The following is a 26,856-nucleotide window of genomic DNA, read 5'->3' on the forward strand; positions in this document are numbered from 1 at the left end:
CCTCTCAGGGCAGGAGCCCGCGGGCCAGCCCCTGCCGCACCGCCTCGCGCCGGTCCACGACGCCGAGCTTGCGGTAGAGGCCGCGCTGGTGCGTCTTGACGGTGTTCACGGACAGCACCAGCGCCGCGGCGATCTCGGTGCTCGACATCCCGGCCCGCAGGCACACCAGGACCTCGCCCTCGCGGGCCGTCAGGGCGGGCACCGGGCGCGACGGGCCGCCGGCGCCGCGCACGTCGAGGACGCGGCGCACCAGCGGCGCGTGGCGGGTGCCCCAGCCCAGGTGGGCGACGAGCAGCGCCCGCACCGGCGTCGACGACGGCACCAGGGGCAGCAGCGTCTCGTCGGGCGCGGCGTGCTCGAACGCGTCCTCCAGGAGCTCGTGCGCGGCGGCGGGGCGTCCGGCGTCCGCGGCGCGCACCGCGTCGCGCAGCAGCGCACCCACCGTCGTGGGCGCGACGACGTCGGGACGCGCCCCGGGGGGCCGGGCGCCGTCGGGCGCCCCCAGCGCCCCGCGGAGCAGGGCGAGCACCGGTGCCCAGGGGCCCGGCGGCACGGTGTCACCCGCCGGGGGCGTCACGCCGTGGGCGAGCGCGGCCAGCAGGGCGAGTCCTACCTCGGCGGCGCGGCGCGCGTCGGCGTGCCCGGCCGCGGCACGGGTGTCGTGCGCCCGACGCAGGTGGGCGCCCGCACGGTCGGTCCGCAGCTGCCACAGCGCGTGCAGGCCCAGCGCCAGATCGAGGGGGACGTGCAGCGGCCCGGCGTCGTCGACGTCGTCGACGGCCGCGGCCGCCGCCCGCACGGTGGCCTCCGCCGGCCCCGTGCCGACCTCGCGCAGCGCGACCTCGACCAGGCACGCGGCCCGCAGCCGCGGCAGGCCGCCGGCACCGGCCTGCGCCGCGACGTGCCAGAGGGTCTGCGTCACGGCGTCGTCCGCGGGCGGGTCCGCGGGATCGGACCGGGCCAGCACGTAGCGGGCGAGGAGGGTGGCCGCCGGCCCGGGGCCACCGGGGCCGACCGCCCCGAGCGCGGCCCGGGCCGCACCACGGGTCCCCGGGGGCACCACCCGCGTCGGCGCGACGAGCAGCTCCACGAGCGCCGACCGCGCCGTGCGGGCGGGTGCACCCACGTCGCGCACCAGGCGGACGTCCGCGTCGACGTCCGCGGGCGCCGGCAGGCGCGCCGCCAGCGCCGCCGCCGCACCGGCACGGGCGGCCACCACCAGGTCGGGCCACTGCTGCACCAGCACGTCCCGCGCGAGCGCCGGGTCGCCCGCGCGCAGGGCGTGCTCGAACGCGACGTCGGGGGCGCACCGCGCCAGGTGCAGCGCCGCCCGCCGGTGCAGGTGCGCCACCGTCGCCGGCTCGCGACGCCCGGCGATCGCCCGGACGCCGGCCGCCACCACCGGGTTCCACCGGTACCGCTGGACGGGGCGGGCCCGCCCGGACGGCTCGAGGAAGAGCCGCAGCCGGACGCACTCGTCGAGCAGCGCGGCCCCGCCGTCGAGCAGGCGTTCCGCCAGCGGGGCGTCGACCACGTCGTCGATCGTGGCCCGGAGCACGAACGTGCGCAGCCGGGGGTCGAGGCGGTCCAGCACCTGCTCGAGGAGGTAGCCGTCGGCGCCGAGGTCGTCGTGCCCCAGCCGCAGCAGCGCCCCCGAGGGGTCGCGGTCGCCCGCGACGGCGAGCAGCGCCAGGCGCACCGCGACCGGCCAGCCCCCCGTGAGGGCCACCACGCGCTGCGCAGCCTCCTCGCCGACGGGACCGACCTCGGCCCCCGCGAGCGCACGCACCTCCGCGGCGGTGAACGCGAGGTCCGCGGCACGCACCGCGGCGAGGTCGCCGGTCAGCCGGAGGCGGTGGGTCTCCGCGAGCAGGTCGGCACGGCCGACGAGCACGACCCCGCCCGTGCGGCCGGTCAGGGCGTCACGGACGAGCGCGGCGACGTCGGCGCGGGCCGCCCGGTGGGCGTCGTCGACGACGAGCAGACCGGCGGCGGGGCGGGGCGAGGCGGTCAGGTCCGGGGTGCCGCCGTCCACGACGCGCACGCCGGGCCGGCCCGCGGCCCACTGCGCGACCGCGGTGGACTTGCCGGCCCCGGCCGGTGCGACGACCTCGACGACGGGGGCCCGCTGCACCGCCGCGTCGAGCAGCCCGACGACCCGGGGGCGCCGCACGTCGCGCCCGGTCCGCGAGGCGGCCGGCGTGCGCGGCACGGTCGTGTGCGTCATGGCCTGGTCCCCCCGGCTGCGGCCGACGGGCACACCGTACAAAGGGTGCGGCGGGCCGACCACCGGAGCGGGTGGCGTCAGGCGCCCCTTGCCGCCAGGCGCCCCTGCCGGAGGGCCGCGACGAGGGCCCCGTGGTCGGCCTCGGCGCGGTCCGCGTAGGCCTGCGCGAAGTCCGCGAAGGCGTGGTCCGCGCGGTCGGCACCACCGAGGTACGCGGCGATCGCGACCCTGTCGCCGGACCTCGCGTGCGCGCGGGCGAGGGTCCACGCGCAGGCCCGGGCGTACGCCGTCAGGCCGGTGAGGCGCGCACCCTCCGTGTCGAACCCGCCCTTCCAGTCGCGCAGCTGGCGGACGTAGTAGTCCCGGGTCACGCCGTCGACGCCGGCGGTGCGCTGCCACCCGAGCAGCAGGTCCGACGCCGCCTGCATCAGCCGCTGCCCCTCGACGACCCGGCGGCCCTGGTGCGCCGGGCCGCGGGCCCCCTGGACGGCCGCGACGACGGAGCGCTGGGCCTCCTTGGCCTGCAGCACCAGGGCGTCGTCCGCGTCGTCGCCCTGCACGAGCAGCACGAACGCGCGGGTGCCGACGCTGCCGACGCCGACGACCTTGCGGGCCACGTCGACGAGCCGGTACCGGTCGAGGAGGTGGCGCCGGTCGGAGGGCAGCGTGCGCCGGTACGCCACCAGCAGCCCGCCGAGCCCCGCGCGGAACGCCTGGGCCCGGTCCGCGTCGAACAGGGACTCGAGGGTCTCGACGAGGGGCGGGTCGGGCACGAACCGGCGCACGCCGCCCTCGACGGTCGTCAGGCTCTCCACGGCGCTGACCCGGTCACGGCGACGGGCCCGCTCCAGGGCGCGGCGGGTCCGCCGCTGCGCGCGCCCGTCGAGCCCGTCGAGGTGCTCGGCGCGCAGGCTGTCGGCGTCGAGGCGGGCGTACCAGACGTCGAGGGTGCTGCGGCCCGCCAGGTCCCGGACCGCCGTGCGGTACGCCTCCGCGGTCGCGACGACGGCCCGCCGTCGCTCTCCCCGGCGCGCGTCGATGCCCCGGGCGGCGAGCTCCACGCTGGCGACGAGCCTCTTGACGTCCCACTCGAACGGGCCCGGCGCCGTCTCGTCGAAGTCGTTCAGGTCGAACAGCAGCCGCCGCTCGGGCGACCCGTAGAGCCCGAAGTTGGCCACGTGGGCGTCGCCGCACAGCTGGACCGTGAGCCCGGTGGCGGGCATGGACGCGAGGTCGTGGGCCATGACGACCGCGCTGCCGCGGTAGAAGGCGAAGGGCGACGCGGCCATGCGCTCGTGGCGCAGCGGCAGCAGGTCGACGATGCGCGAGGCCTCCTGGGCGACGACCAGCCCGACGGGGTCGGCACGGCCCGCGGTGACGCCCGGGTCGGCGAGCGCGCTGCGCGGCACGGTGGCCCGGACCGTGCGGCCGCCCGCCGCCCGGTCGTCCCTCGTCGGCACGTCACCGTCCACGTCGCCCCTCGTCCCCGGCGGCCTGCGGCACCGCCCGGGTGCCACCCTGCCCGGCCGCGCGACCGCCGCCCTCACCCGTCACGGGTGGCCCCGGCCGGCCGGCCGTCGGCGTCCGTCAGTGCAGCGCCAGCTTCAGCGCGATCATGAGCACGCCCAGCAGCCCCGTCCCGGTCGCCGCGCCCGCGCGCCGCCACCCCCGCAGCGCGCCCGACGTCGCCATCGCCCAGCCCACACCCACCAGCAGGCCGACGTTCACCACCAGCGCGAGCAGGATCCCGGTGCGCTGCTCGACGCCCAGCACCGCCTCGGCGACGAGGACCAGCGCGGGCACCCCGCACGCGGCGACCAGCGGGAGCCCGTCCGCGAGGACCTCGCGCCGCTCGGGCCCGGTCAGGTCACGGCCCAGGTGCGCGCGGGCGGCGATCCAGTGCGCGTACGACTCCGTCACCCAGTACACGGCGAGCGTCGCGACCGCCGCGAGCGCGACCCGGCCCAGCGTGCGCCCCTCGGGCGCGGCGGCCAGCACCGACCCGGTGATGACCAGCCCGTACAGGTGCCCCGCCCGGCGGCGCAGCGCACGCCCTCCGCCGGTGCCGTGCGGACCTGCCGCCTCCTCGGACGTCACAGGCCGAGTGTGGCCCCCGCGCCCCGGTGCGGCGAGCGGTGCCCACCTCAGGGACGCACGCCGGCCCGCACCGCCAGCGACACCAGCTGGGCGCGGTCGCGGGCGCCGACCTTCGTCATCGCGCGGTTCGCGTGCGTCTTCACCGTCAGCGGCGACAGGTGCAGCCGGGCCCCGATCTGGGCGTTGTCCCACCCGCGCACCGCCGCCTCGACGACCTCGCGCTCGCGGGGCGTCAGCAGCGCGAGGAGCGCGACCGCGTCGGGGTCCGGCGGGGTCTCCTGCTCGCCCGCGACGTGGTCGACGAGGGCGTCGAGCGCCCCCGGGGACAGCGCACGCCCTCCGGCGGCGACCCGCTCGACGGCGGCGACGATCTCGGCCGGCCCCGCGCCCTTGCTGAGGAACCCGTCGGCGCCGGCGCGCAGCGCGGCGAGCACGTTCTCGTCCTGGTCGAACGTGGTCAGCACGAGGATGCGCGGCAGGGCACCGCCCGCGCGCAGGCGCCGGGTGGCCTCGACGCCGTCGATGCCGGGCATCCGCACGTCCATGAGCACGACGTCGACCGCGTCGGGGCGGCACACCCGCAGGGCGGCGAGCCCGTCGGCGGCCTCGGCCACCACCCGCGTGGCCGGGTGCGCGTCGAGGATCGTGCGCAAGCCCGCCCGGATCAGCTCCTGGTCGTCCACGAGGGCCACCCGGATCATGCGTCCACCTCCGTCTCGGCCGGGACCGCGGGCAGCTCGGCCCGGACCCGGAACGTCTCCCCGTCCGCGCGGGCGTCCAGGCGCCCGCCCGCGGACGCCGCCCGCTCCCGCATGCCGACCAGCCCGTGGCCGCCGCCGGTGGCCGCCGACCGGGCCGCTCGGACGTTGACGACCTCGATCCGCACGGCGTCGGCCAGGGCCACCCGCAGCCACACGGTGCCCGTGCCGTGCCGCTGCGCGTTCGTCAGGGCCTCCTGCACGATGCGGAACGCGGCGGCGCTCACCTCGGGCGGCAGGGACCTGCTCAGGTCGGGCAGGTCGGCGTCGACGCGCACGCCGGCGGCGACGAACGCCTCGACGAGCGCCGGGATGCGCTCGTGGCCGGGCGTGGGCGCGACGGTCCCGTCGTCGGCGCCGACGCGCAGCACGTGGAGGATCTGCTGCGTCTCGCGCAGCACCTGCTGCACCGCACCGCGCGCCGCCGTGACGTCGGCGCGGGCGGCGTCGGCACCGGGCGGCAGGTGCACCTCGGCGGCGCCCAGGTGCATGCTCACCACGGCGATGCGGTGCCCGACGCCGTCGTGCAGGTCACGGGCGATCCGCACGCGCTCCTCGGCGACGCTGCGGTCGACCGCGGCCTGCCGGCTGGCCAGGGCGTCGCGGGCGCGCGCCTCGAGCGCCGTCCAGTACTGCCGCTGGCTGCGCAGGGCGGAGCCGGCGCCCGCGGCGGCCAGCCCCGCGAACGGTGCGACCGCGACCTCGGGGTTGGTCTCGACCACGAAGGTCCACGACGTGAAGAACGTCGCCGCGGTGTTGGCGACGACCACGACGGACGCGACGAGCAGGCCCGACGTGCCGCGCAGCGTGAGCAGGAACGCCGTGAAGCACGTGACGGTCCACAGCGGCAGGGGCTGCGCGCCCAGCAACGCGCCGAGCACCGGGGCTCCCGCGACGAGGACGAGGGCGAGGCGGGGCCGCGGGCCCACGAGCACGAACCCCGCGCCCGACAGCGCGAGCGAGAGCCACCCGGCGGCTCCGCCGGCGGTCTCCAGCACGTGGACCGGCGTCACGGCGAGCGCGAGGACGATGACGACGCGTGTCGTGACGTCGAGCCACCGCACCCCGCGCACGCCGAGCGGAGCACGCAGCGGCGGGTGGTCGTCGGTCACGTCGCGATGCTGCCACCCCCGGTCCGCGAGCACGTACGGCGGACGCAGTAGATCCGCGCCGTGCGGCGGGGACGGGGTGTGGAGGGACCGCCGTCCCGTGGTCCACGGGGCGCTAGCCTGCGGCGGTGCCCCGGACCGAGCCCTCCGCCGTCGGACGCCACCTGCGCTGGGTGCTGCCGCTGGTCGGGGCACCCGTCGTCTACGTGATCGCCATGCTGGGCGTGAGCGCGCTCGCTGCCGACGCCGGGCCCGACCCCTCCCTGGGCGTGTCGCTGGCAGGTCTCCTGCTCCTGCCCGTGGGGTTCGCGGCCCCTCTGGCGCTCGCCGTCGTCGCGCTCGTCCAGGGTGCGCGCGTCTACCGCGCGGCACGCCTGCGGGCCGGCCGGCTCAACCGGCGCGAGCGTGAGGAGCGTGACCGGCAGGCGTCCGCGCAGCACTTCGCCGACGTCGCGTGGCAGCACGCCGTGCAGACCGCGGCGGCGCTCGTCCGCGGAGAGCGTCCCGCGACCATGGCGGTGTGGGACGTCGTCCCGCTGCCCGGCGAGGTGTTCTACGCGGACGTGCCGATCGGGTACGCCCGGTACTACGGCACCACCGTGCACTACACGCAGACGAGCGGGCTGTTCGTCGGGAGCCCCGCGTTCGTGCTGGCAGGGCTGGCCGGCACGGCGGTCGCCAACGCGTCGGCGCGCTCGGCGGCCCAGCGGCAGGCGGCCGACCAGTGGCGCGAGCACCGGACGGTGCGCCTCGTCGTCAGCGACCGGCGCCTGCTCGTGCAGCGCGGCGGGGAGTGGATCTGGTTCCACCACACCGGTGCGAGCGCCGTCTACCCCGATCCTCTCCGCCGCGGGCTGGTGTGCCAGTACCCCGACACGTCACCGCTGATGCTCCAGGGCGACTACGCGCCCTTCGCCGCGGTGGTGGTCCTCGCGGCGACGCACGGCGCGCAGGCCCTGCGGGAGCACCCGGCGATGGCACCCCTCGCCACGCCGGCGGACGTGCCGCAGCTGCCGTCGGCGTGAGCGGGCGGGCGCCGGCTCAGCGGGTCGCGAGCAGGTCGCGGACGTAGGCGAAGAAGCGGTCGCCGTCGATCGCGCGCGGGGCGCGGACGGGGCGGTGCGCGGCGCGGGCGTCGAAGACGGTGGCGCCCGCGGTGTGCTCCCCGCGCAGCTCGACGGCCACGGCGTAGTCGCCCTCGTCGATCACGTAGGAGTCGTCGAGGGCGAGCAGGACGCTGAGGGAGTCCGGGTGCGTGGACCCGGGGATGCCGTCGGCGACGTCGAAGTCGTACGTGGCCTGGTTGGCGCGGACGAAGAACCGCGACAGCGTGGTGCCGAGCGCGTCGATCTGCGCGATCCGCTCGGGCCCGAAGACGGTCCCCTGCAGGGTGACCGGGTCCCAGGTGACCATGCGGACGCGGGCGAAGCCGGCGCGGAGCACGACGTCGGCGGCCTCGGGGTCGACGTAGACGTTGTACTCGGCGGCCGGCGTGACGTTGCCCGCGCCGTTGATCGACCCGCCCATGATCACGAGCTCGGCGACGTTCGCCGCGAAGGCGGGGTCGCGGCGAACCGCGAGCGCGATGTTGGTCAGCGGTCCGATCGCCACGACCGTGAGCCGGCCCGCGTGCTCGGCGGCGAGCCGCACGAGGGCGTCGACGGCGTGCTCGTCCGCGGGGGCGTGGGTGCCGGTGCGGCGCTGGCCGCCGACGCCGTCGCCGTGCACGTCCTCGGCGCTGACCCAGGGCCGCACGAGCGGGGTGCGGGCGCCGAGGTGGACGGGGACCTCGCCGGGCCTGCCCGCGACCTCGAGGGTGAGGAACGCGTTCTCGACCTGCTGGTCGAACCCCACGTTGCCGGCGACCATCGTGATGGCCCGCAGGTCGGCGCGGGGGTCGAGCAGGGCGACGAGGAGGGCGAAGCAGTCGTCGGCGGCGGTGTCGGTGTCGACGACGAGGGGGATGCGCACGGGCGGGATCGTACGGCGCTGACGTGCACGGACGTGTCGTTCAGGTGTCGTCGAGGTGTCCGGGTCGGGGCGCGTGGCGATCCGCCGGGTGACATCGGCGCGCACCCTTCGGGACCTTGGTCCCTTGCGTCTACCCTGTGCTCGACCGCCGGTGCACGTCCGGCGCCGGAGGAGGGGACCCGTGGGACCGACGTCGCAGGACGTGGCGGACGCACCGGCGACCGCGCAGCTGCTGGCCGCGATCCTCGACCTCGCGGGGGACCTCGACACCCCGAGCCTGCTGGAGCGGTTCGTCGCCGCGTCCACGGCCCTGACGGGTGCGCGCTACGGCGCGATCAACATCGTCGATGACGAGGGCGCGTCGCAGACGTTCGTGCAGAGCGGCGTGGACGACGCGACGGTCGCCGCCCTGGGGCACGCGCCGCACGCGTGGGGCGTGCTCGGGTCGATCCCCGACGTGGGCGTGCTCCGCCTGGAGGACCTCACGCAGCACCCGGCGTTCCGCGGCCTGCCGCCGGGGCACCCGCCGATGGGTTCGTTCCTCGGGGCGGCGGTCCGGGTGCGCGGGGCGCGGTACGGGACGCTGTACCTGTCGGAGAAGCCCGGGGGGTTCGACCCGGCCGACGAGCAGGTCGTGCTGTCGCTGGCCGCGGCCGCGGCCGTGGCGGTGCAGAACGCGCAGCTGTACGAGCGCGAGCGGCGCCGGCGGGAGTGGATGTCCGCCGGGCAGGAGATCACGACGATGCTCCTGGAGGGCACGGACCCCGAGGACGTGCTGGACCGCATCGCGGGCGCGGCCCGGGCGATCGGCTCCGCGGACGTCGCCGTGCTGGCGCTGCCGTCGCCCGACCTGGGCCTGCTCGTGGAGTTCGTCGACGGCGCCGCACCGGGCGCGCTGCTGGGCATCGACGTGTCGGCGGACGTGCGCGTGCACACCGCGTTCGACACCGGGGAGGGGATGCTCGTGCCCGCGCTGTGCGACGCCGACGGCGTGGACCCGGCGCTGCGCGCGTACGGGCCCGCGCTGGTCGCGCCCCTGCACACCGGCGGGCAGGGCGTCGGCGTGCTCCTGCTGCTGCGCACGCGCGGCGCGGTGCCGTTCACCGACGACGACCTGGCGCTCGCGCAGTCGTTCGCCGGGCAGGCGGCCCTGGCGTTCGTGCTCGCGGAGGCGCAGCGGCTGCGCGGGCAGGCGGTGCTCAGCGACGAGCGCACCCGCATCGCCCGCGACCTGCACGACCTGGCGATCCAGCAGCTGTTCGCCGCGGGCATGCAGATCGAGGGCGTGCGCCGCGACCACGTGCCGGACGGCCCCGTCGCGCAGGTGCTGGAGGAGGCCGTGGGGCACGTCGACGCGGGGATCCGGCAGATCCGCGTGATCGTGCGGACGCTCGACGACCCGGGGGCGACGGTGCCGCTCGTGCAGCGCGTGCGGTCCGAGGTCGAGCTGGCGCGCACGTCGCTGGGCTTCACCCCCGCGCTGCGCGTCGACGTCGACGGCCGCACCGTCCCGCTCGGCGCACCCGACCCCGTGGACGAGCGGCTCATCGACGACCTCGTCGCCCCCGGCCGGGCGAACAACGTCGTGGCCGTGGTCCGCGAGGGCCTGTCGAACGTCGCCCGGCACGCGCGCTCCGCGTCGGTGTCGGTGCGCCTGGTCGTGGTCTCCGGCCCGCGCGGCTCGGTGACGGTGGAGGTCGAGGACGACGGCGTGGGGGTGCCGCCGTCGCCCACCCGCGCGTCCGGGACACGCAATCTCGCGCAGCGCGCCGAGGAGTCCGGCGGCACGTTCTCGCTGCTGCGCCCGCCCTCGGGCCGCGGCGCCCTCCTGCGCTGGACCGCGCCGCTCGACTGACACGGACGAACGCGCCCGGCGCGGGGCGCACCCGCCCTACGCTCGGCCCGTGACCGCCGACCCCGACGCACCGTCGCTGACCACGGTCGTGGACGAGGCGTTCGTCCGTGCGGCCCGGCGCCACGTCACCGGGCGGTCCGGCGCCTGCTCCTGGTGCCGCTCGCCGTCGGGTGGGCGGCGCTGCTGGCCGTGGCCCTGATCGAGACGCTGCCGGACGGGCCGGGCGCCTGGGTGCCGGCCGTCCTCGTCGTCACCGGGGTCGTCGGCGGCCCGTTGCTCGCGCTCCTGCTCACGGTCCAGCGCCGGCGGGTCGACCGTACCGTCGGCCGGCTCTTCCCCGTCGGCTCGCGCATCGATGTCCAGCTGCGGCCCGACGGGCTGTGGATCGAGAACCACGGCGGCGGCTCCCTCGTGCGGTACGGCCGCATCGCCGCGGTGCGGGCCGTCGACGGTGTCGTGGAGGTGCGCACGGGCCACCCGCGCGTGATGCGGCTGGTTCCCGCGGCGCTGCTCACCGACCACCACCTGGCCGAGATCCGCGCCGCTGCCGCCGCGGCGCAGCGCGCTCGTGCCGGGCCGCGGCGCCCGGGGCCCTAAGGTGCGCGGCATGGACAGCACCGACGACCGTGAGGTCGTGACCTGCACCCCCGAGGGCGACCTCGCGCGCCAGGCGGCGCGCGCGCTGGTCGGCGAGATGCTCCGGATCGGCTGGTGGATGCTGGTCGTGGGCCTGGTCGTCCTGGCCCTCGCCGCGTACGCGGTGGTCCGCGAGCCCGTCGTCGTGGCGGTCCTGATGATCGTCGCGGTGGCGGTGACGGTCCCGTTCACGTTCTGGGACACCGCGCGACGGATCCGGCGGCTGTCGCCCGAGGGCGCGTACGCGGCGCAGCTGCGCGCCACCGAGCTGTGGCTGCGCACGCCGCTCGGTGAGTCGTCCCTCGCCTACCGGGCGTTCTCGCACGTCCGCCGCAGCGGTGACGTGGTGCTGCTGCGGCAGCGCGGCACGTCGGTGACGTTCGTCGTCCCCGCCGGGCTGTTCCCCGGGGATCTGCTGGACGAGCTGCGGGCGCGGACGGACGCGGCGGCAGGCTGACGGGTCGTCTCGCGGAGCGCTCCGGGGAGCGCGATAGTGGGGTGCTGACGTGCGGCGGCACCACGTCGCAGCCGCAGGGACGACGGGGGCAGACCGTGGGACGACGAGCGACGACGACGGCCGGGGCCGTCGCCCTGGTGCTGGCGGTGGCGGGCTGCGCGGGCAGCGCGGAGCCCGGGGCCGGGGCGAGCACGGTGGCCGCGAGCGCGTCGGCGGCGCCGACGGACGCGGGCATGCCGACCGACGCGGGGCTGCCGGCGAACATCGCCGAGAGCGTGTCCCCCGGGGCGCCGGACGGTGTGGAGACCGAAGACGTCGCCGTCGTCGCGGACGAGGAACCGCGGATGCTCCAGGTGGTGACCGTCAGCAGCAGCAGCTGCCCGATCCTGCCGACCGACGTGCGGTGGGACGCCGACGCGGAGGTCCTCGCGATCATGCTGACGGGCCCGGACGCCTACGCGGACGCGATGTGCACGGCGGACCTGGCCCCCACCACGAGCGTCGTCGCGCTGCCCGACGACGCCCCCGACGCCGCCGGCATCACCGTGGAGATCAGCGGTCAGACGCTCGTCGTCGACTGACCGCGCCGGGGCGGACGTCAGGGGGCCGGGGCCCAGTCTCCGACGCGTACCGTCGCGCCGTGGAGGATGTCGACCGACGCCGTGCCGGGCGGGTCGTCGGGCACCGCCTGCGCGACGGGCAGCGTGACCTGCGGCCCGTCGGGCACGGCGGTGACGAGCAGGGCGACGGTCGTGTCCGGGTCCTGCGACGTCGACATGGCACCCCACCGCAGCTCCGCGTTGGCGGCCTGCCCGGGCTGCAGCACGACGACGGCCGGCTCGGCGGGCCGTGACCGCGCCGGTTCCAGGGTCAGCTCCGGCACGAGGGTGCCCGAGGTGCGCATCGCCGCCAGGTCGGGCATGCCCTGCAGACGGCACGGCGTGGACGCCGTGCTGGTCGCGGTGACGCGGAGGAACCTCGACCCGAGGGCCACGTCGAAGCCGGTCAGGGCCAGCTCGAGCTCGTCACCGGCGCACGCGCGCACGTCCTCCCCCGCGGCGGGCCGCGTGGCGTCGGCGGCCGCCGCGACCGCGTCCGGGCCGAGCACGCCCACGGTCTGCGCGGTCGGCGACTCCACGCGGTAGGACGCGGCGCCCGCCACGTCGGCCGCGACGGCGTCGAGCCGGTCGGCGACGTCCTCGCGCACCGTGTCGTCGTCGACGTGCACGGCGAGGTCGGCGGTCGCCGCTCCCCCGCCGCGCAGCACCACCCGGTACACCCCGGGCCACGCCACGGCGTCGACGGCCACCCGGACGACGTCCTCGGCGGGGGCGTCGCCGGTGCGCACCTGCGCGACCTCGACCCAGGCCCCGTCGACGTCGACCGTCGTGGTGGGCGTGCCCGCGGCGACCGCGGCAGCGACGGCGCCGACGACGTCGTCGGGCGACGCCACGGTGACGACCGTGGCGCCGGACTCGCCCGTGCCGGACACGATGACCTGCTGCACGCCCGGGGCCCTGCGGACCTGGACCGCGGCCCGGGCGACCTCGTCGTCCCCGCCGGGCCGGACGGTCACCGCGACGTCCCCGCCCTCGGTGGCGACCTGCAGCCACCAGACGACGGGGGCCGAGGGGGAGGCGGCGTCGGCGAGCGCCTGCACCGCCCCGGGCACGGCGTCGACGTCGACGCCCCGGACGTCGAGGTGGGCGGCCCACACGTCAGCAGCCGTCCCGTCGGGCCGCACCGGCCCGGGTCGCGTCAGGCACGTCGCGACGACGGACGCGACGTGGGGCGACGCCGCGACCTCGTCCACGACGGGCAGCACGGCCCGGGCGACAGCGAGCGGCGCACGACCACCGGCACCGTCGTCGCACCCGGGCGACGACGTCCACACCCGGACGCCCAGCGCGACGGCCATGACGACGACCAGCGCCGCGGCTCCGACCCGGACGCGCGGAACCCGCCACCCGCCGCCGGATGGTCGGGCGGGGTCAGGGGCCGTGGTCACGCACCGACGGTAGCCACGCGGCGCGCGCGGCGGGGCCGTTCGGCGTGCCCGCGCGCGACCCGACCGCGGGTGCCTTTCCCCCGTCCGGGTGACCGGACGTCCGCGAGGTGAGCCGTCCGTGTGGACGAGCCCGGGCCCGTCCGTGGCCCGCCCTACGATGTCCGGATGGTCCGGTTCGCGGGCGGCGCCCACCGGCGCCCGCCCCTCGCCCGGGTCGCGGACAGCACCGGCAGACGACGGGAGACCCCATGGCACGGCTGGACCTCGTCCGGCGACGCGTCGCGCTGAGCGACGCCGAGCTGGAGACGCTGCGCCTGGCGGACAACGGCGAGACCGTCGACCCCGCGGCGCGGCAGGCCCTCGTCGACGCCGGGGCCCTCGACGCCGAGGGCCGGCTCGCCCCGCTCGTGGTGGACCTCGTGCGGACCGTGACCGCGCCGATGATCCTCGCGACGGTGGAGACCGGCGGCCCGCAGGGCCCCGCGTTCGCGCAGGTCGCCGTGCACGAGGAGCGCGTCTGGTACACCGACCCGTGGCCGCAGGACGACCCGGCCGGCACGGTCGTGTACCACCAGGACGAGCTGCCGCAGCTGCTGTGGACCCTCGCGCGGCTGGTGGGCCTGCGGCGGCGCGAGGTGCCGCAGGCCGCCCGCGAGTTCACGGTGCCGCTGCGCGCGATCGACGCCGTGGTCCAGACCATGGCGCTGAGCGAGGACGCGTGGGAGCCCATCCGGGTGGTCGCGACGGCGGGCCTCGAGCGGTTCTTCGGCGAGGTCGACGAGCAGGCCCGGCTCATGGTCATGGCGACCCTGACCCACCTGGAGAGCACCGCGCGGGTGACCCTCACGTGGGGCCCCGACGCCGGCACGGACGCCCGGGGCGTCGCGCTGTGGGACTGCGGGTCCGGCGGGTACTGGGTGCGCACCTCCCCGGCCGAGCCCCTGCGTGCCGAGGACGTCACGCCCGACACCCTCGCCACGTTCCGCCCCGTCAGCGGCGCCGACGTCTGGGCCGCGCTGGCCGCGCTCCTGCCCTCGGGCGCCGAGCTGCGCGAGACCGTCGCCCGGGTCCAGGCCTGATGGCTGCGGTCAAGATCGACAAGGAGGTCCTCGCCGCGACGGTCGTCGCGCTCGACGACCTCGCCGCGACCCTGCCCGACCTCGTCGCGCGCGCCGGGGCGCTCGACGCCCGCGGCGAGATGGCGGGCCTGACGGAGGCCCCCGACTGGGCCCGGCACACGGCGACGGACCTGCGCGCGCGCATCGGCGTGCTCGAGCAGATCGAGCAGTCCCACCCCACGTTCGGCGGCGTCGCGATGACCGCGGACCAGGCACGGGCGATCGCCGGCCAGTCGCTCTCGGTCGAGGAGGCGCTCCTCGCCACGACCGTGGTCGCCCCCGCGGCCGACGCGTGGGCCGAGACGGACCCGGCGAACCTCCAGGAGTGGTTCGAGCAGATGCAGGCCGAGGCGCTCCGCCGCCTGGCCGACCTGGACGACGCCGAGGTCGCCGAGACCCTCGTCGACGTGTTCAACGGTGTCCGCAACATCGTCGGCGCCAGCGAGGCGACCGTCGCGAGCGTCACCGCGCTCGTCGTCAAGGGTGGCCCCGCGCTGGCGAGCTGGCTCGCCCGGCGGGAGATCATCGCCCCCGGCCTGACCCGCATCGCCACCGCCTCACCCTGGCTGGCGAACGTCCTCGCGGGTGGGCTGAAGACCGCCGACGACTACTACCTGCGCACCCGCACGCAGTTCACCTACCCCGGGTCGTTCGTGCCGAACGCGACGCAGGGGATGCTCCTGCGGACCGCCGGCATCGTCGAGGACTTCGACGGCTGGGTGGCGCGGATGGCGGGGGCGGTCACGCCCTACGGAGACCCGAAGCCGACGCTCCTGGCGCGCATGCTGCAGTCGGAGCAGGGGGTGCAGGCGACCGGGTGGGTGTCGAACCTCCTCAAGAACCCGGCCACCGGCCAGGCGCTGCAGCGTGCCGCGACGTGGGGCAACAACGTCTTCGGGCGACCGTGGACGAACCCGGTGACGACCACCGTCTACGGACGCGGTGCGAGCAACCTCCTGACCGTGGCGCGGACCTCCGGCCTCGGGACCGCAGCGGCGACGGCAGGCGGGCTCCGCCTTCTGGGTGCCGCTGGCAGCGCTGCGATGACGGTGGACAACCTCGTAGGGCTGTACCGGAACAAGGAAGAGAACGCCGCCTTGTGGGCGGAGGGAGGAACGGAGGGGAAGGCACACGTCGTCGGCGAGTACGCCGAGTTCGCGTTCAACGCCTCCATGACGGCGGCCCTCATCGCGCCCAACCCGGTGACGCTCGGGCTCGTCGCCGTGACGGGAGTGGTGTGGGCCGGCGCGGAGGTCGTCGAGCACTGGGACGACATCTCCGCCGCGGCGGGGCAGGCCGCGGACTGGGCCGGCGACCGGGCGGAGGACGCCTCGGAGTGGGTCGGCGACCAGGTCGACGCCGTCAAGGAGTCCTCGCTCAACCCGATGAACTGGTTCTAGGAGGAGCGCGATGACCTCGGAGAGTCTGTACGAGCGCGCGAGAGCCCTCGAGGTGCTCGCCGACGACGTCGAGGGCGTGCTCGACACGACCCGCTCGGTGGTGACGACGCCCGACTGGGAGTGCGACAACGCCACCGACGTGCGCGAGGCCGTGACCCACTGGCGGGCCGCCGCCCAGACGGCGGCCCGCAACCTGCGCGCCCAGGCGGGCGACGTCCGGGGCGAGGCCCGCCGGGCCGCCGACCGCGAGCAGGCGGAGCGCGACGCACGCCACCAGCCCCAGGCGTGGTGACGGTGCGTGATGCGTGGGCGCCGCTGGGCTCAGCGGGCAGCGCCGTCGTCGAGGACCTGCTGACCCGCAGGTACTACGACCCTGCGCACGCCCGCTCGCCCTACCTGCACCGTGCGGACGTCCAGGTCGGTGACGTGACCCTGCGCCTGGCGTGGCGCGAGCGCGCCATGACGGCCGCCGTCCTGCACGGCAGCGAGCAGCACGAGATCGCCCGCGGGCGGGTCGCCCGCGGCACCGGGCCCCAGAACCTGCTCTGGGAGTACCTGCTGATGCCCCTGGAGATCGGCTCTGCACCGATCCATGTCGAGCGGCGCCCCCAGGTGCCCGATCGGTGGGCGCTGGACGTCACCGGCCCCGACGACCGGACCTGGACCTGGCACCCCGCCGGACGCGTCTTCGCCCACCGCACCGAGCTCACCCGCACCGGCGACCGCCACCCCGTGGTCGCCCACCAGCTCCGCCCCGTCCCGGCGGTGCCCCGCGCACCTGCCGGGCCACCCACCGTCACCTGGCGCGCCGACGCCACACTCGCCGAGGTCGTCATGCCCGTCATGTGGACCCTCGACCGCGTCCATCTCGGCCTGCTGCCCAAGACCCAACGCGTCGCACGGTTCGACGTCGCCGGGCTCCACTGAGAACGCCGAACGACCCCGTCCAGAGCACCCTAGGATTCCCCGCATGGTTCGGTACCAGGAACTACGCATCAGTGCCCGCGCATGGTGGATCCTGCTGTCGGTCACCATCATCGCCACAGGTCTCCTCGTGGCGTCAGCGCCAGGCGAAGCGGTGCTCGTCGCGCTCATCGTCCTGATCCCTGCGGTGATCACGGCGATCACGATGTGGAGCGTGGGGTTCTACGGGAACATCACCCTGACCGACGACACCCTGCGCGTCGGACGCCACCAGCTCCGCGTCACCGACATGCACCCCTACGGCGTCGTCCCCGCCGGCGAACGCGTCGACGGCAAGATCATGGGCGGCGCCTACGGCTCCACCCTCGGCACCAACATCGTCGGCATCCAGCGCCACGACGGCACCACAGCCCTCGTCGAGACCCGCGACCCCGACGCCTTCCGCACCGCCCTCCAGCAGGTCCTCGCACCCCACCAGGCCCCCTACCAACCCCCGGCCTGACCGCACCGGAAGAGACACCGTGCCGCACCGAGCACACCGCACCGAGGCACCATGACCGACATCGACCTGTGGGCACCGCTGGGCTCAGCAGGCAGCACCGTCGTGGAGGACCTGCTGCGGCAGGGCTTCCACCTGGGATCGACCGGGCGGATCCCCTACCTGCACCGCGCGGATGTCCAGATCGGCGACGTGCCCCTGCGCCTGGCATGGTGGCAGCGCACCCTGGCGGCCGCGATCCTGGACGGGAACGACCAGCACGAGATCGCCCGCGGCCGGGTGGCGGTCGGCACCGGGCCCCAGCACCTGCTCTGGGACTACGACGTCATGCCTCTCGAGCTCGGGGGCGCCGCCATACAGGTCGAGCGCACCACCCGTGCGCCGGACCGGTGGGCGCTGGACGTCACCGGTCCCGACGACCGCACCTGGACCTGGCACCCCGCCGGGCGCGTCTTCGCCAACCGCACCGAGCTCACCCGCACCGGCGACCGCCACCCCGTCGTGACCCACCAGCTGCGCCCCGTCCCGGCGGTCCCCCGCTCCCCCGCCGGACCACCCACCCTCACCTGGCGCGCCGACGCCACACTCGCCGAGGTCGTCATGCCCGTCATGTGGACCCTCGACCGCGTCCACCTCGGCCTGCTGCCCAAGACCCAACGCGTCGCACGGTTCGACGTCGCCGGCAACCTGCTCTGACACAGGAGAACCGCCCTCGGCCGGGCGCCCTAGGATCCCCGCATGGTTCGGTACCAGGAGGTACGCATCAGTGCACGCGCATGGTGGATCCTGCTGTCGGTCACCATCGTCGCCACAGGTCTCCTCGTGGCGTCAGCGCCAGGCGAAGCGGTGCTCGTCGCGCTCATCGTGCTGATCCCTGCGGTGATCGCGGCGATCACGATGTGGAGCGTGGGGTTCTACGGGAACATCACCCTGACCGACGACACCCTGCGCGTCGGACGCCACCAGCTCCGCGTCACCGACATGCACCCCTACGGCGTCGTCCCCGCCGGCGAACGCGTCGACGGCAAGATCATGGGCGGCGCCTACGGCTCCACCCTCGGCACCAACATCGTCGGCATCCAACGCCACGACGGCACCACAGCCCTCGTCGAGACCCGCGACCCCGACGCCTTCCGCACCGCCCTCCAGCAGGTCCTCGCACCCCACCAGGCCCCCTACCAGCCCCCGGCCTGACCGCACCGGAAGAGACACCGTGCCGCACCGATCCCACCGCACCGAGGCACCATGACCGACATCGACCTGTGGGCACCGCTGGGCTCAGCAGGCAGCACCGTCGTGGAGGACCTGCTGCCCCGCGAGCAGTTCTACGTCCGCCCCAACCTGCGGGTCCCGTACCTGCACCGCGCGGACGTGCAGGTCGGTGACGTGCCCCTGCGCCTGGCATGGCGTGAGGGCACTCTGGCCGCCTCCATCCTGGACGGATCCGACCAGCACGAGATCGCCCGCGGCCGGTCGGTGTCCGGCCTTGGTGCGCAGCGGGTCGTCTGGAACTACCGCGTGATGCCCCTGGAGATCGGATCTGACTCGATCCATGTCGAGCGGCGCCCCCAGGCGCCCGATCGGTGGGCCCTGGACGTCACCGGCCCTGACGACCGCACCTGGACCTGGCACCCCGCCGGGCGCATCTTCGCCAACCGCACCGAGCTCACCCGCACCGGCGACCGCCACCCCGTCGTGACCCACCAGCTGCGCCCCGTCCCGGCGGTTCCCCGCTCACCCGCCGGACCACCCACCCTCACCTGGAGCGCCGACGCCACCCTCGCCGAGGTCCTCATGCCCCTCATGTGGACCCTCGACCGTCTCTACGACGGGCTCCTGCCCAAGGCCCAGCGCGTCGCCCGGTTCGACGTCCTCTGAGCACAGCGTCCGACGGCGTCGAGCCCGCCCGACGCCACGCCCGGGGTGTCAGCCGGTGACGATGGTCTGGATCTCCGCGACCGGGACCTCACCCGTCGTCGTGACCGACTGCACGTCCAGCTCGTGCGGACCCGGATCCAGGTTCGACGTCCACGACGCCTCCCACACCGCCGTCGCCGACAACGTCACCGTCGGCAGCACCTGCCCCTCCTTCACCCCCAGACCCGCCGTCGACCGCTCGAACACCACCGCACACGCCCCCGCATCCGACGCCCCCTCCACCCACGCCCGACCCGCATCCGCACACCGCACCGACCCCGCCCCCGGAGCCTCCACCCGCATCCCCGCCAGCACCGCCGTCACCGTCGCCGACACCCCCGGCACCGACGCCGTCACCTCCACCCGCTCCGACGCCCCCTCGACCCACACCCACGTGTCCACGTTCACCACCGTCGCCCCCGACCCCTCCAACGACGGATTCCACCGCACCGTCCCCGCAGGCAACGACATGTTCTCCGACGCGATCTGCGCCAACACCCCCGGATCGACATACACATCCACCGCCGGCGCCGGCTCCCCCGCAGGAACGAACACCGCCGGATGCGACAAGTAGTACTCCGTCCTCACCTCACCCGGCGCCTCGAACCGGCACTCCGCCTCATACCACCGACCCTCGGTGTCGGTCGCGTACTGCTCGAAGTCCTTGTGCAGCAGACCCTGCGCCGCGAAGCTGTCCAGCGTCCCCGAGTTGTAGTTCTCGCTGCCGGGCTTCCACTCCTCGTAGTACTCCGCGCCGGTCGGACCGGGCGCCATCCAGCACGCCGGCACCACCGACGACCGCACCGACCGCGAGAACGACTCCCCCTCCACCGTCGACCCCGAGCTCGTCACCGTCACCGCGATCGCGCCACCAGACGCCTCCGGCGCTACGGAGGTCCCTGGCCCTTCGGACTCGGACGAGTCGCTCCAGAAGCCGGGCGAGTCTGCCGCCGAAGCCACGCTCGGACCAAGCATCAGTAAGGACAGAGCAGCCATTGCTGCGATGCTGACGCGACTCATCAGCACGTGCCGTCCACGGTCCGCATCTGCACCAACCAGAGGTCCTGGCCCTCCACTCGTTGCAGCGTCATCTCCTTGCGACGAACGTCCGCGAATCCCGCTTCGGCAGGCGTGTAGGAGCGCTCGGCATCAGCGAAGGTCACGGCCTCGTAGTCGTCGCACGTGACTGCCGTCGCCTGGTCGCCGTCGACGACGACGTCGGTCACCCGCGTCCGGAACTCACCCGCGATCGTCGCATCGATCGCGGTATTGCCCTCGGCCGTGTCGCGCATGATCGCCTTGATCTCCGCCGAGCCGATCACGGAGAAGACCGGGCTGACGGTGTTTGTCGTCATGGTCCGCCAGTACGCCGACTGATAAATGGCCACGGTGTTATAGACGTCGGCCTCGTCGCCGGTCAGGTCGGTCGGGACGTCCTCGAACACGATGCCCAGGCCCGCATCCGACAGGTCCTCGACCTCCGACGACGGGCTCGGCGACGGCGAGGCGGTCACCGACGCGGACGTCGACGGCGACGCGGTCACCCCCACGAACTGCGACGACTCCGCCGCGCAACCCGCCAGCAGCACCACCGACCCGACCACCACGACCGCACCCAGACGCCTCATCCGCACACCCTCCGCACCACCGAGACCACCCAAACCGCGCCAGTATGGCCGAAACGCCCGAACCACCCCTAGCACGTCACCCGACCGAGCGACGAGCACACCACCAGGGCGCGACCACGATCGCACCGGCGACCGCCGGAAGAGCAGCGACCAGAAGGAGGGCCGCCGTCGCCACGGTGAGCGCGGCGCAACGCGTCAGCACGTGCCCTCCGACTCTGACAGCCCGATCACCCACACCCCGTCCTCGATCCGCTGCAACGTCAGCGTCTCGCTCCGAGGCTCCCCGAACCCTGCCGTCTCGGGTGTGTCCGGCCCGTCCGCGTCCTGGAAAGTGACGTCCTGGTAGAAGTCGCACACCGCGGCGGTCGCCAAGTCGCCCTCGACCTCGACGTCGTGCACCCGTGTGCGAAAGACGCCGGCGATCGACACGTCGTCGGCCTCGTTGTTCGTCGCGATCCGCTCCATGACGGCCTGGATGTCGACAGACGCGAGGACGTCGAACGCAAGGCTGGCCACGTTGGTCGTCATGGTCCGCCAGTACTCGACCTGGTACGTGGCCACGGTGTTGTAGACGTCGGCCTCGTCACCGGTCAGGTCCGTCGGGACGTCCTCGAACACGATGCCCAGGTCCGCATCCGACAGATCCTCGACCTCCGACGACGGGCTCGGCGACGGCGAGGCGGTCACCGACGCGGACGCCGACGGCGACGCGGTCACCCCCACGAACTGCGACGACTCCGCCGCACACCCCGCCAGCAGCACCACCGACCCCACCACCACGACCGCACCCAGACGCCTCATCCGCACACCCTCCGCACCACCCGAACCACCCGTAAGACCGAAGTACCCGACCCCCCGCACCTCACCCGACCGAGCACCCCTCTCCCTGGTCAGGGGGCTCAGCACGTCCCCTCCGGGACCGAAGCCCCGACGAGCCAGGGGCCGTCGGCCTGCCGCGTCAGCGAGACCGTCTTCAGCGTCGGCTCCCCGAACCCGGCGGACTCGGGGGTGTCAGGTCCGTCGGCGTCTTCGAAGGTCACCGCGGCGTAGTCGTCGCACGCCACGACCGTCGCGTCGTCCCCGTCGACGACGACCTCGCTCAGCCGCGTGCGGAAGACGCCTCCGATGCGCGCGTCGACGCCGACGTTCGTCGCGACGATCTGCTCCATGAGCGTGGAGATCTCGGCGGCACCGATCACCGCGAACGCAGGGCTGACAGCGTTCGTCGTCATGGTCCGCCAGTACTCCACCTGGAACGTCGCGACGGTGGTGTAGACGTCGGCGTCGTCACCGGTCAGGTCCGTCGGGACGTCCTCGAACACGATGCCGAGGTCCGGGTCCGACAGGTCCTGGACCTCCGGGGACGGGGTCGGCGACGGCTCGGCGGGGGGCGCCGCGGTCACCGTCCGGCCCGGGGTCGCGGTGCTCTGCGGGGCCGCGTCAGGCGAGCACGCCGCCAGGAGGGGCAGCAGGGCCAGGCAGACGGCCGCCATCACGGGGACGGGTCGCTTCACAGGGTGTCTCCTCGGTGGACGGCGCGCGGCCGGGGAAACGGGACGGTCGGGCGTCCCGGGGTGCGGCCCGCGGTCACGGGACGGGGACCTGGACGAGCTGGAGGGCGCCGGCGGTGACCAGCAGGCCGCGTCCCGGGAGGGTGCCGCCGAGGGCGGAGCGGGGCAGCCGCACGCCCAGAAGGTCGCCGTCGTTCGCGGTCGACGGTGCCAGGACCAGGCCCGTGCGGGACTTCTTCATGGTCGCCGCGGGGCCGCGGTAGCCGGTGCCGAGGTCGTCGGCGGTGCCCGCGGCCAGGACGAGGCCGGGCTGGTCCCGCAGCGCGCCCAGGTGCGCGACGATCCCGTCGGCGAGGGCACCGTCGGTGCCGACGAGCTCGAGGTCGTCGACGACCAGCAGCGTGGGGCGGTCGGCGGGCACGAGCGTGGCCAGCGCCTCCGCGACCTCGTCCTTGGTCATGGTGGCCGTCAGGTGCGCGACGACCCCGGGCCGGCCGACGAGGTCGAGGAGAGGGCTGCGCCGGGGGGCGACGACGCCGACCAGCCAGCCGCGGTCGAGGGCGGACGTCGCCGCCGTGAGGAGCGTGGTGCTGCGTCCGGACCGTCGCGGACCGACGACGAGGACGCCGGGGCCGTGGTCGAACGCGTCCAGGCCGTGCAGCGTGAGGGTGTCGCCGCCGACGCCGGCCGGCACGGCGGTGGGCCCGAGCGCCGGGCCGCCCAGCGCGTGCGCCTCCGCGAGGGTGATCCGGGCCGGCAGCGGGTCGATCCGGAACGGCACCTGGTCGGCCGACGGCACGCTCGGGTCGGCGGCGTGCCGCTCGGCGGCGTCCCGGCCGATCCGCTGGAGGGCCGCGACCTGCGCCGGGCCGGACGGGTCGGCGTCGAGCAGCGCGACCTGCACCTCCTGGGTGCCCTGCGAGCGGAACGCGCGCCCGTCGGGCAGCGTGGCCGGGACGTCGCGCACGGTCATGCCGATGGCCGCGTAGTCGCCCGGGTCGCTCATCGGCAGCATGACGCGGTCCTCGGTGAGCGTCGAGACCCGCCCGACGAGCAGGCTGCGGTCCCCCGAGACGACGACCTTGATGCCGGCGCCCGGCCCCTCCTGCAGGATCTGCGTCCACAGGTCCAGCAGCACACCCGCGTCGTAGTCCTCGAAGGCCTGCACGAAGCCCTCCCAGCGGTCGAGCAGCACCAGCAGGTACGGCAGCCGGTCGGCGGGGGCGCTGCCCGCGCGCTGCTCGGTGACGTCCGCGAACGACTGCTCGGCCAGCAGCTGCTGGCGCCGGGAGATCTCCGCGCGCAGCCGTCGGGTCAGGCGGGCGACCCGGTCGGGCTGGTCGCGGGGCACCACGGCGCCGGTGTGCGGCAGGCCCAGCAGGGGCAGCAGGGCGTTGTTGCCGAAGTCCAGCCCGTAGACGTGCACGTCCCGCGGGGACGTGCGGGTCGCGACCGAGGCCGCGAGCGCGCGCAGCACCGTCGACCGCCCGGACCGCGGGGCGCCGACCACCGCGAGGTTGCCGGCCGTGGTCAGGTCGTGCAGCGCGACGTCGCGCCGCTGCTGCGCCGGCAGGTCGACGAGGCCGAACGGCAGCGCGAACGGCTGGGCGTCGAGCGCGGCACCACCCTGGTCGAGCACGTCCTGACGGGTCACGACGTCCGGCAGCGCCGGCAGCCACGGCGGTGCCGGTGCGCTCACCCCGGACTGCCGGGCGGCGTCCTGCACGGCCGTGACGAGCGCCGCCAGGTCGGTCGGCACGTCGACGTCGTCCTCCGCGGCCGCGGCCGGCACGGGCACCGGCCGGCCCACGGTGGCCCACGTGAGGGGCTGCACCTGCACCCCGACTCCTCCTCCTGCCGACGCGGGGCGCCCGCCGACCCGGGAGGACTGGAACGCGACGAGGCTGGAGTGGCCGAGACGTGCGTACGCGCGCCCGGGCAGGCTCGGGGCGATCTCCGCCGCGACGGGCGACTCCACGACGTCCTGGGAGTCGTTGCGGTCGGTCACGCGCAGGGCGATGCGCAGGTTCGTGTTGGACTTGATCTCGGCGCTGACCACGCCGGCGGGCCGCTGCGTCGCGAGCAGCAGGTGCACGCCCAGCGAGCGCCCACGGCGGGCGATGTCGACGAGGCCGCTGACGAAGTCCGGCAGCTCGGCCACCAGCGCGGCGAACTCGTCGATGACGATCATCAGCCGCGGCATCGGCGCGTCACCGGGCCCGCGGGCGGCCAGGTAGTCCTCGATGTCCTTGGCGCCCGCCGCTGCGAGCTGGTGCTCGCGGCGCCGCAGCTCGGCGGCCAGGGACTCCAGCGCACGGGTCGTCAGGTGCGCGTCGAGGTCGGTGACCATGCCGACCGTGTGCGGCAGGCGCGCGCAGTCCTTGAACGCGGCGCCGCCCTTGTAGTCGACGAGCACGAACGTCATCTCGTCGGGCCGGTTGGCCACGGCGAGCGAGGCGATGAGGGTCTGCAGCAGCTCGGACTTGCCGGAGCCGGTGGTGCCGGCCACCAGGCCGTGCGGCCCGTCCGCGCGCACGTCGACCGTGAACGGCCCGTCCGCGGACTCGCCGATGACGGCGCGGGTCGAGCGTCCGCCCGCGGCCCAGCCGGCGGCGACGGCCGCGGGGGTCGCCGGGTCGAGGCCCAGCACGTCCAGCAGCCGCGACGACGCGGGCAGGGTCGCCGCGAGGTCCTCGGAGCTGATGTCCGTGATCGGCGCCAGCGCGCGCCCGAGACGCTCGAACCAGGCGCCCGGGACCAGGTCGGCGCGAACCCCGTCGACCGGCTCCTCGCCCGCGACCGACACTGTGGTGCCGGCCCGGTCGACCGCGACGACGGCCTGGCACTCCTCGGGCAGGTGCCGCTCCTGCTCGTCCAGGCACAGGAAGTGCACGCCGACGCGCGGCCCCTCGCGCAGCAGCGTCACCAGCCCGGGCAGGAGGCGGAACCGGCGGGCGCCGTCGAGCACGACCAGCACCGGCGGGGGCAGCACGCCCGCGCCCGGTGCGGAGAAGCCGCCGAACCCCGACGACTGCTGCGCCTGCGCGCGGCGCTCCTCCACGAGCGCGAGCAGCTCGGACACGCGGCGCGCGGTCGTCTCCTCGTCGACCCCGACCCGCGCGACCGGGCCGCCGCCGTGCCGGGCGTGCGGCACCCAGCGGACCCACCCCCACGCCTCCGCACCGTCGGCGTCGGCCAGCACGTGCACCGCGACGTCCGCCGCGGAGTGCGCCGCGACGACCTGCGCGAGCATCCAGCCCGCGACCCGCCGCCGCTCGTCGGCCGGCCCCACGACCCCGGTGACGCCGGCGCGGGCCAGCGGCACGGCCACGGGCACGTCGGCGGCCGTCCAGCGCAGCACCCGCTCGTGCTCCTCGCGCGCCGGGTCGTGCAGGGAGACCTCGCTGGGCAGGTCGGCCGTGCCGACGCGCGCGAGCATCCAGTCGGCGTCGGTGCGCCGCCGCTCCCACAGCCGCGCGCGGGGGCCGGTGGCGAACAGCAGCACGCTCGCCGGGTCGGGCAGCTCGCGCCGGCGGGCGGCGCTCTCCTCGCCGAGCGCGGTGAACGCCTGCTCCTCGAGGCGGGCGACCCGCTGCACGTACGTGCGCACGGCCTCGACGTGACGCTGGCGGTCGCCACCGCGCGAGCCGAAGTAGTTGGCCAGCGCCATCACCGGCGACAGCGCCATGATCACCAGCGAGTACGGCGAGCGCGTGAACCACCACATGGCGGCGCCCATGAGCACCGGCATGAGCAGCAGCGCCAGCGGGAACCGGGCCCGCTCGGGCGGCCGCGGCTCGACGGGCAGGCGGAACACGGTCGGCCGGTCGGGCGGCAGCAGGCGCGGCGGGCGGTTGTAGTCGAGGGTCGCGCCGGACACGCTGGGCGACAGGGACGCGTCGGGGTCGGTGACCTCGGCGACCTCGAGCACGACGTCCCCGACGACCAGGGACTGCCCCGGCTCCCAGGCACGGGCCCGCGTGAGCGGCACCCGGTCGACGTGCACGAGCGGGCGGTCGGCCTCGGGGTCGATCTCCGTGGTCGCGTCGAGCCCGCGCCGCGCCTCGGCGAGCCTGCGCGCGTACCGCCCTCCGCCGCGCCGCGTGCGCGCGGCACCCGGCGTCTCGGCGCGCACGACGATCGGCCCCTCGGGGGCACGCCGGCGGACCGGGGCGGGACGCAGGGCCCCGACCACCTCGGCGGCCGGCTCGACGGTCACCGAACCGTCGAGGGCCACCTCCAGCACGACCGCGACGTCGGGGACGTCCGGTCCCTGCACGGGCACCGACGCCGCGGCCCCGGTGCCGACGGTGTGGCGTCCCACGCCGAGGCGGTGGACGCGCCCTGCCTGCTCGCCCGACGCGAGCCGCACCTCGCACGCACCCGCCGGCTCCGGCCACGCGTCGCCGGGGTCGACGTCCAGACCGACGACGACGCCGTGCCGCAGCGCGCTCGCCTCGACCGCCGCGTCCTCGGGCAGCGGGCGGCCGTGGCACCACAGCACGGGGGTCGGCCCCTGGCCGGGGTCGGCGACGACGACACCCAGGTGCCCCGACCCGTGCGGCACCACCCGGGACCGGGTCGTCGGCACGCGCTCGCCGAGCGCCCGGGCGACGTCACGGACGCGGGCACCCGGCGGGCACTCCACGACGACGTCGAGCGGCGCACCGCCCGGCTCGGCGGTCACGCTGAGGATCAGTCGCACGCGGTGCCCTGCCTTCGACCGGACGGACGCGCGGCC

Annotated in this window: 26 protein-coding genes; 14 read left to right on the top strand and 12 right to left on the bottom strand. The window is 75.8% G+C overall.

Translation table 11 applies throughout. From position 1 onward, the window contains the following. Positions 1–4 precede the first annotated feature (4 nt). The 5 genes from FBY24_RS04425 to FBY24_RS04445 form a co-directional block, all read right to left on the bottom strand. A complete protein-coding gene (locus FBY24_RS04425) occupies positions 5–2,227 on the bottom strand; it encodes a LuxR family transcriptional regulator (protein WP_142158411.1) in 2,223 nt (740 codons plus the stop codon). A 77-nt stretch (positions 2,228–2,304) separates the two neighbouring features. Further along, the gene (locus FBY24_RS04430) at positions 2,305–3,687 is read right to left on the bottom strand and encodes a DUF2252 domain-containing protein (protein WP_174243464.1); all 1,383 of its coding nucleotides are present in this window, start codon (positions 3,685–3,687) and stop codon (positions 2,305–2,307) included. 127 nt (positions 3,688–3,814) lie between these two features. Beyond that, positions 3,815–4,324: a hypothetical protein gene (locus tag FBY24_RS04435; protein ID WP_142158415.1), complete on the bottom strand. Its 510-nt coding sequence runs from the start codon at positions 4,322–4,324 to the stop codon at positions 3,815–3,817. A gap of 47 nt (positions 4,325–4,371) precedes the next feature. Continuing rightward, positions 4,372–5,025 carry a response regulator transcription factor gene (locus tag FBY24_RS04440; RefSeq protein WP_142158417.1) on the bottom strand — a complete coding sequence of 218 codons (654 nt, stop codon included), beginning with the start codon at positions 5,023–5,025 and terminating at the stop codon, positions 4,372–4,374. Next, a complete protein-coding gene (locus FBY24_RS04445; protein WP_142158419.1) occupies positions 5,022–6,194 on the bottom strand; it encodes a sensor histidine kinase in 1,173 nt (390 codons plus the stop codon). The genes FBY24_RS04440 and FBY24_RS04445 overlap by 4 nt, the downstream gene beginning before the upstream one ends. 125 nt (positions 6,195–6,319) lie before the next feature. Here FBY24_RS04445 and FBY24_RS04450 point away from each other — a divergent pair, with 125 nt between their 5' ends. Next, positions 6,320–7,216, top strand: a complete 897-nt coding sequence (locus tag FBY24_RS04450; RefSeq protein ID WP_255432223.1) for a hypothetical protein — start codon at positions 6,320–6,322, stop codon at positions 7,214–7,216. A gap of 16 nt (positions 7,217–7,232) precedes the next feature. Here the strand turns inward: FBY24_RS04450 and FBY24_RS04455 are convergent, their stop codons facing one another. After that, on the bottom strand, positions 7,233–8,162 hold the full coding sequence (locus FBY24_RS04455; RefSeq protein WP_142158421.1) for a nucleoside hydrolase: 930 nt from the start codon (positions 8,160–8,162) through the stop codon (positions 7,233–7,235). 181 nt (positions 8,163–8,343) lie between these two features. On the opposite strand from FBY24_RS04455, the gene FBY24_RS04460 reads away from it, so the two are divergent. The 5 genes from FBY24_RS04460 (at position 8,344) to FBY24_RS04475 (ending at position 11,691) form a co-directional block, all read left to right on the top strand. Further along, complete coding sequence (locus tag FBY24_RS04460; protein ID WP_142158423.1) at positions 8,344–10,017, top strand: GAF domain-containing sensor histidine kinase; 1,674 nt, start codon at positions 8,344–8,346, stop codon at positions 10,015–10,017. Between the two features lie 49 nt (positions 10,018–10,066). After that, a complete protein-coding gene (locus FBY24_RS18910) occupies positions 10,067–10,216 on the top strand; it encodes a hypothetical protein (RefSeq protein WP_160158424.1) in 150 nt (49 codons plus the stop codon). Continuing rightward, entirely contained in the window at positions 10,171–10,614 is a 444-nt protein-coding gene (locus FBY24_RS04465) for a hypothetical protein (protein WP_142158424.1), read from the top strand. The genes FBY24_RS18910 and FBY24_RS04465 overlap by 46 nt, the downstream gene beginning before the upstream one ends. Positions 10,615–10,624: 10 nt before the next feature. After that, entirely contained in the window at positions 10,625–11,110 is a 486-nt protein-coding gene (locus tag FBY24_RS04470; protein ID WP_142158426.1) for a hypothetical protein, read from the top strand. A 95-nt stretch (positions 11,111–11,205) separates the two neighbouring features. Next, a complete protein-coding gene (locus FBY24_RS04475) occupies positions 11,206–11,691 on the top strand; it encodes a hypothetical protein (protein ID WP_142158428.1) in 486 nt (161 codons plus the stop codon). Positions 11,692–11,708: 17 nt separating this feature from the next. Here the strand turns inward: FBY24_RS04475 and FBY24_RS04480 are convergent, their stop codons facing one another. Then, a complete protein-coding gene (locus tag FBY24_RS04480) occupies positions 11,709–13,118 on the bottom strand; it encodes a DUF4232 domain-containing protein (protein WP_142158430.1) in 1,410 nt (469 codons plus the stop codon). A 248-nt stretch (positions 13,119–13,366) separates the two neighbouring features. On the opposite strand from FBY24_RS04480, the gene FBY24_RS04485 reads away from it, so the two are divergent. From FBY24_RS04485 to FBY24_RS04520, 8 genes are read left to right on the top strand one after another with little or no spacing between them, the layout of a single operon-like run. After that, entirely contained in the window at positions 13,367–14,197 is an 831-nt protein-coding gene (locus tag FBY24_RS04485; protein ID WP_142158432.1) for a hypothetical protein, read from the top strand. Beyond that, positions 14,197–15,636, top strand: coding sequence for a hypothetical protein (locus FBY24_RS04490; RefSeq protein WP_142158434.1), 1,440 nt, complete (start codon positions 14,197–14,199; stop codon positions 15,634–15,636). Before FBY24_RS04485 ends, FBY24_RS04490 begins: the two co-directional genes overlap by 1 nt. A gap of 10 nt (positions 15,637–15,646) precedes the next feature. Then, positions 15,647–15,928 (top strand): hypothetical protein, encoded by a 282-nt coding sequence (locus FBY24_RS04495; protein ID WP_142158436.1) that lies wholly within the window; start codon positions 15,647–15,649, stop codon positions 15,926–15,928. A 2-nt stretch (positions 15,929–15,930) separates the two neighbouring features. Continuing rightward, a complete protein-coding gene (locus FBY24_RS04500) occupies positions 15,931–16,563 on the top strand; it encodes a hypothetical protein (protein ID WP_142158438.1) in 633 nt (210 codons plus the stop codon). Between the two features lie 43 nt (positions 16,564–16,606). After that, positions 16,607–17,062, top strand: coding sequence for a DUF3093 family protein (locus FBY24_RS04505; RefSeq protein WP_142158440.1), 456 nt, complete (start codon positions 16,607–16,609; stop codon positions 17,060–17,062). Between the two features lie 51 nt (positions 17,063–17,113). Next, a complete protein-coding gene (locus FBY24_RS04510) occupies positions 17,114–17,755 on the top strand; it encodes a hypothetical protein (protein WP_142158442.1) in 642 nt (213 codons plus the stop codon). A 42-nt stretch (positions 17,756–17,797) separates the two neighbouring features. Continuing rightward, positions 17,798–18,253, top strand: coding sequence for a DUF3093 family protein (locus FBY24_RS04515; RefSeq protein WP_142158444.1), 456 nt, complete (start codon positions 17,798–17,800; stop codon positions 18,251–18,253). Between the two features lie 51 nt (positions 18,254–18,304). Next, complete coding sequence (locus FBY24_RS04520) at positions 18,305–18,937, top strand: hypothetical protein (protein ID WP_142158446.1); 633 nt, start codon at positions 18,305–18,307, stop codon at positions 18,935–18,937. Between the two features lie 48 nt (positions 18,938–18,985). On the opposite strand, the gene FBY24_RS04525 is transcribed toward FBY24_RS04520, so the two are convergent. From FBY24_RS04525 to FBY24_RS04545, 5 genes are all read right to left on the bottom strand, one after another. After that, a complete protein-coding gene (locus tag FBY24_RS04525; protein ID WP_142158448.1) occupies positions 18,986–19,972 on the bottom strand; it encodes a hypothetical protein in 987 nt (328 codons plus the stop codon). A 23-nt stretch (positions 19,973–19,995) separates the two neighbouring features. Further along, positions 19,996–20,583, bottom strand: a complete 588-nt coding sequence (locus FBY24_RS04530) for a hypothetical protein (RefSeq protein WP_160158425.1) — start codon at positions 20,581–20,583, stop codon at positions 19,996–19,998. A 216-nt stretch (positions 20,584–20,799) separates the two neighbouring features. After that, positions 20,800–21,405, bottom strand: a complete 606-nt coding sequence (locus FBY24_RS04535) for a hypothetical protein (RefSeq protein ID WP_142158452.1) — start codon at positions 21,403–21,405, stop codon at positions 20,800–20,802. A 98-nt stretch (positions 21,406–21,503) separates the two neighbouring features. Then, positions 21,504–22,118: a hypothetical protein gene (locus tag FBY24_RS04540; protein WP_142158454.1), complete on the bottom strand. Its 615-nt coding sequence runs from the start codon at positions 22,116–22,118 to the stop codon at positions 21,504–21,506. Positions 22,119–22,191: 73 nt separating this feature from the next. Then, entirely contained in the window at positions 22,192–26,820 is a 4,629-nt protein-coding gene (locus FBY24_RS04545) for an FtsK/SpoIIIE domain-containing protein (protein ID WP_142158456.1), read from the bottom strand. Between the last annotated feature and the right edge of the window lie 36 nt (positions 26,821–26,856).

The organism is Cellulomonas sp. SLBN-39 (genome assembly GCF_006715865.1).
Taxonomy (GTDB): domain Bacteria; phylum Actinomycetota; class Actinomycetes; order Actinomycetales; family Cellulomonadaceae; genus Cellulomonas.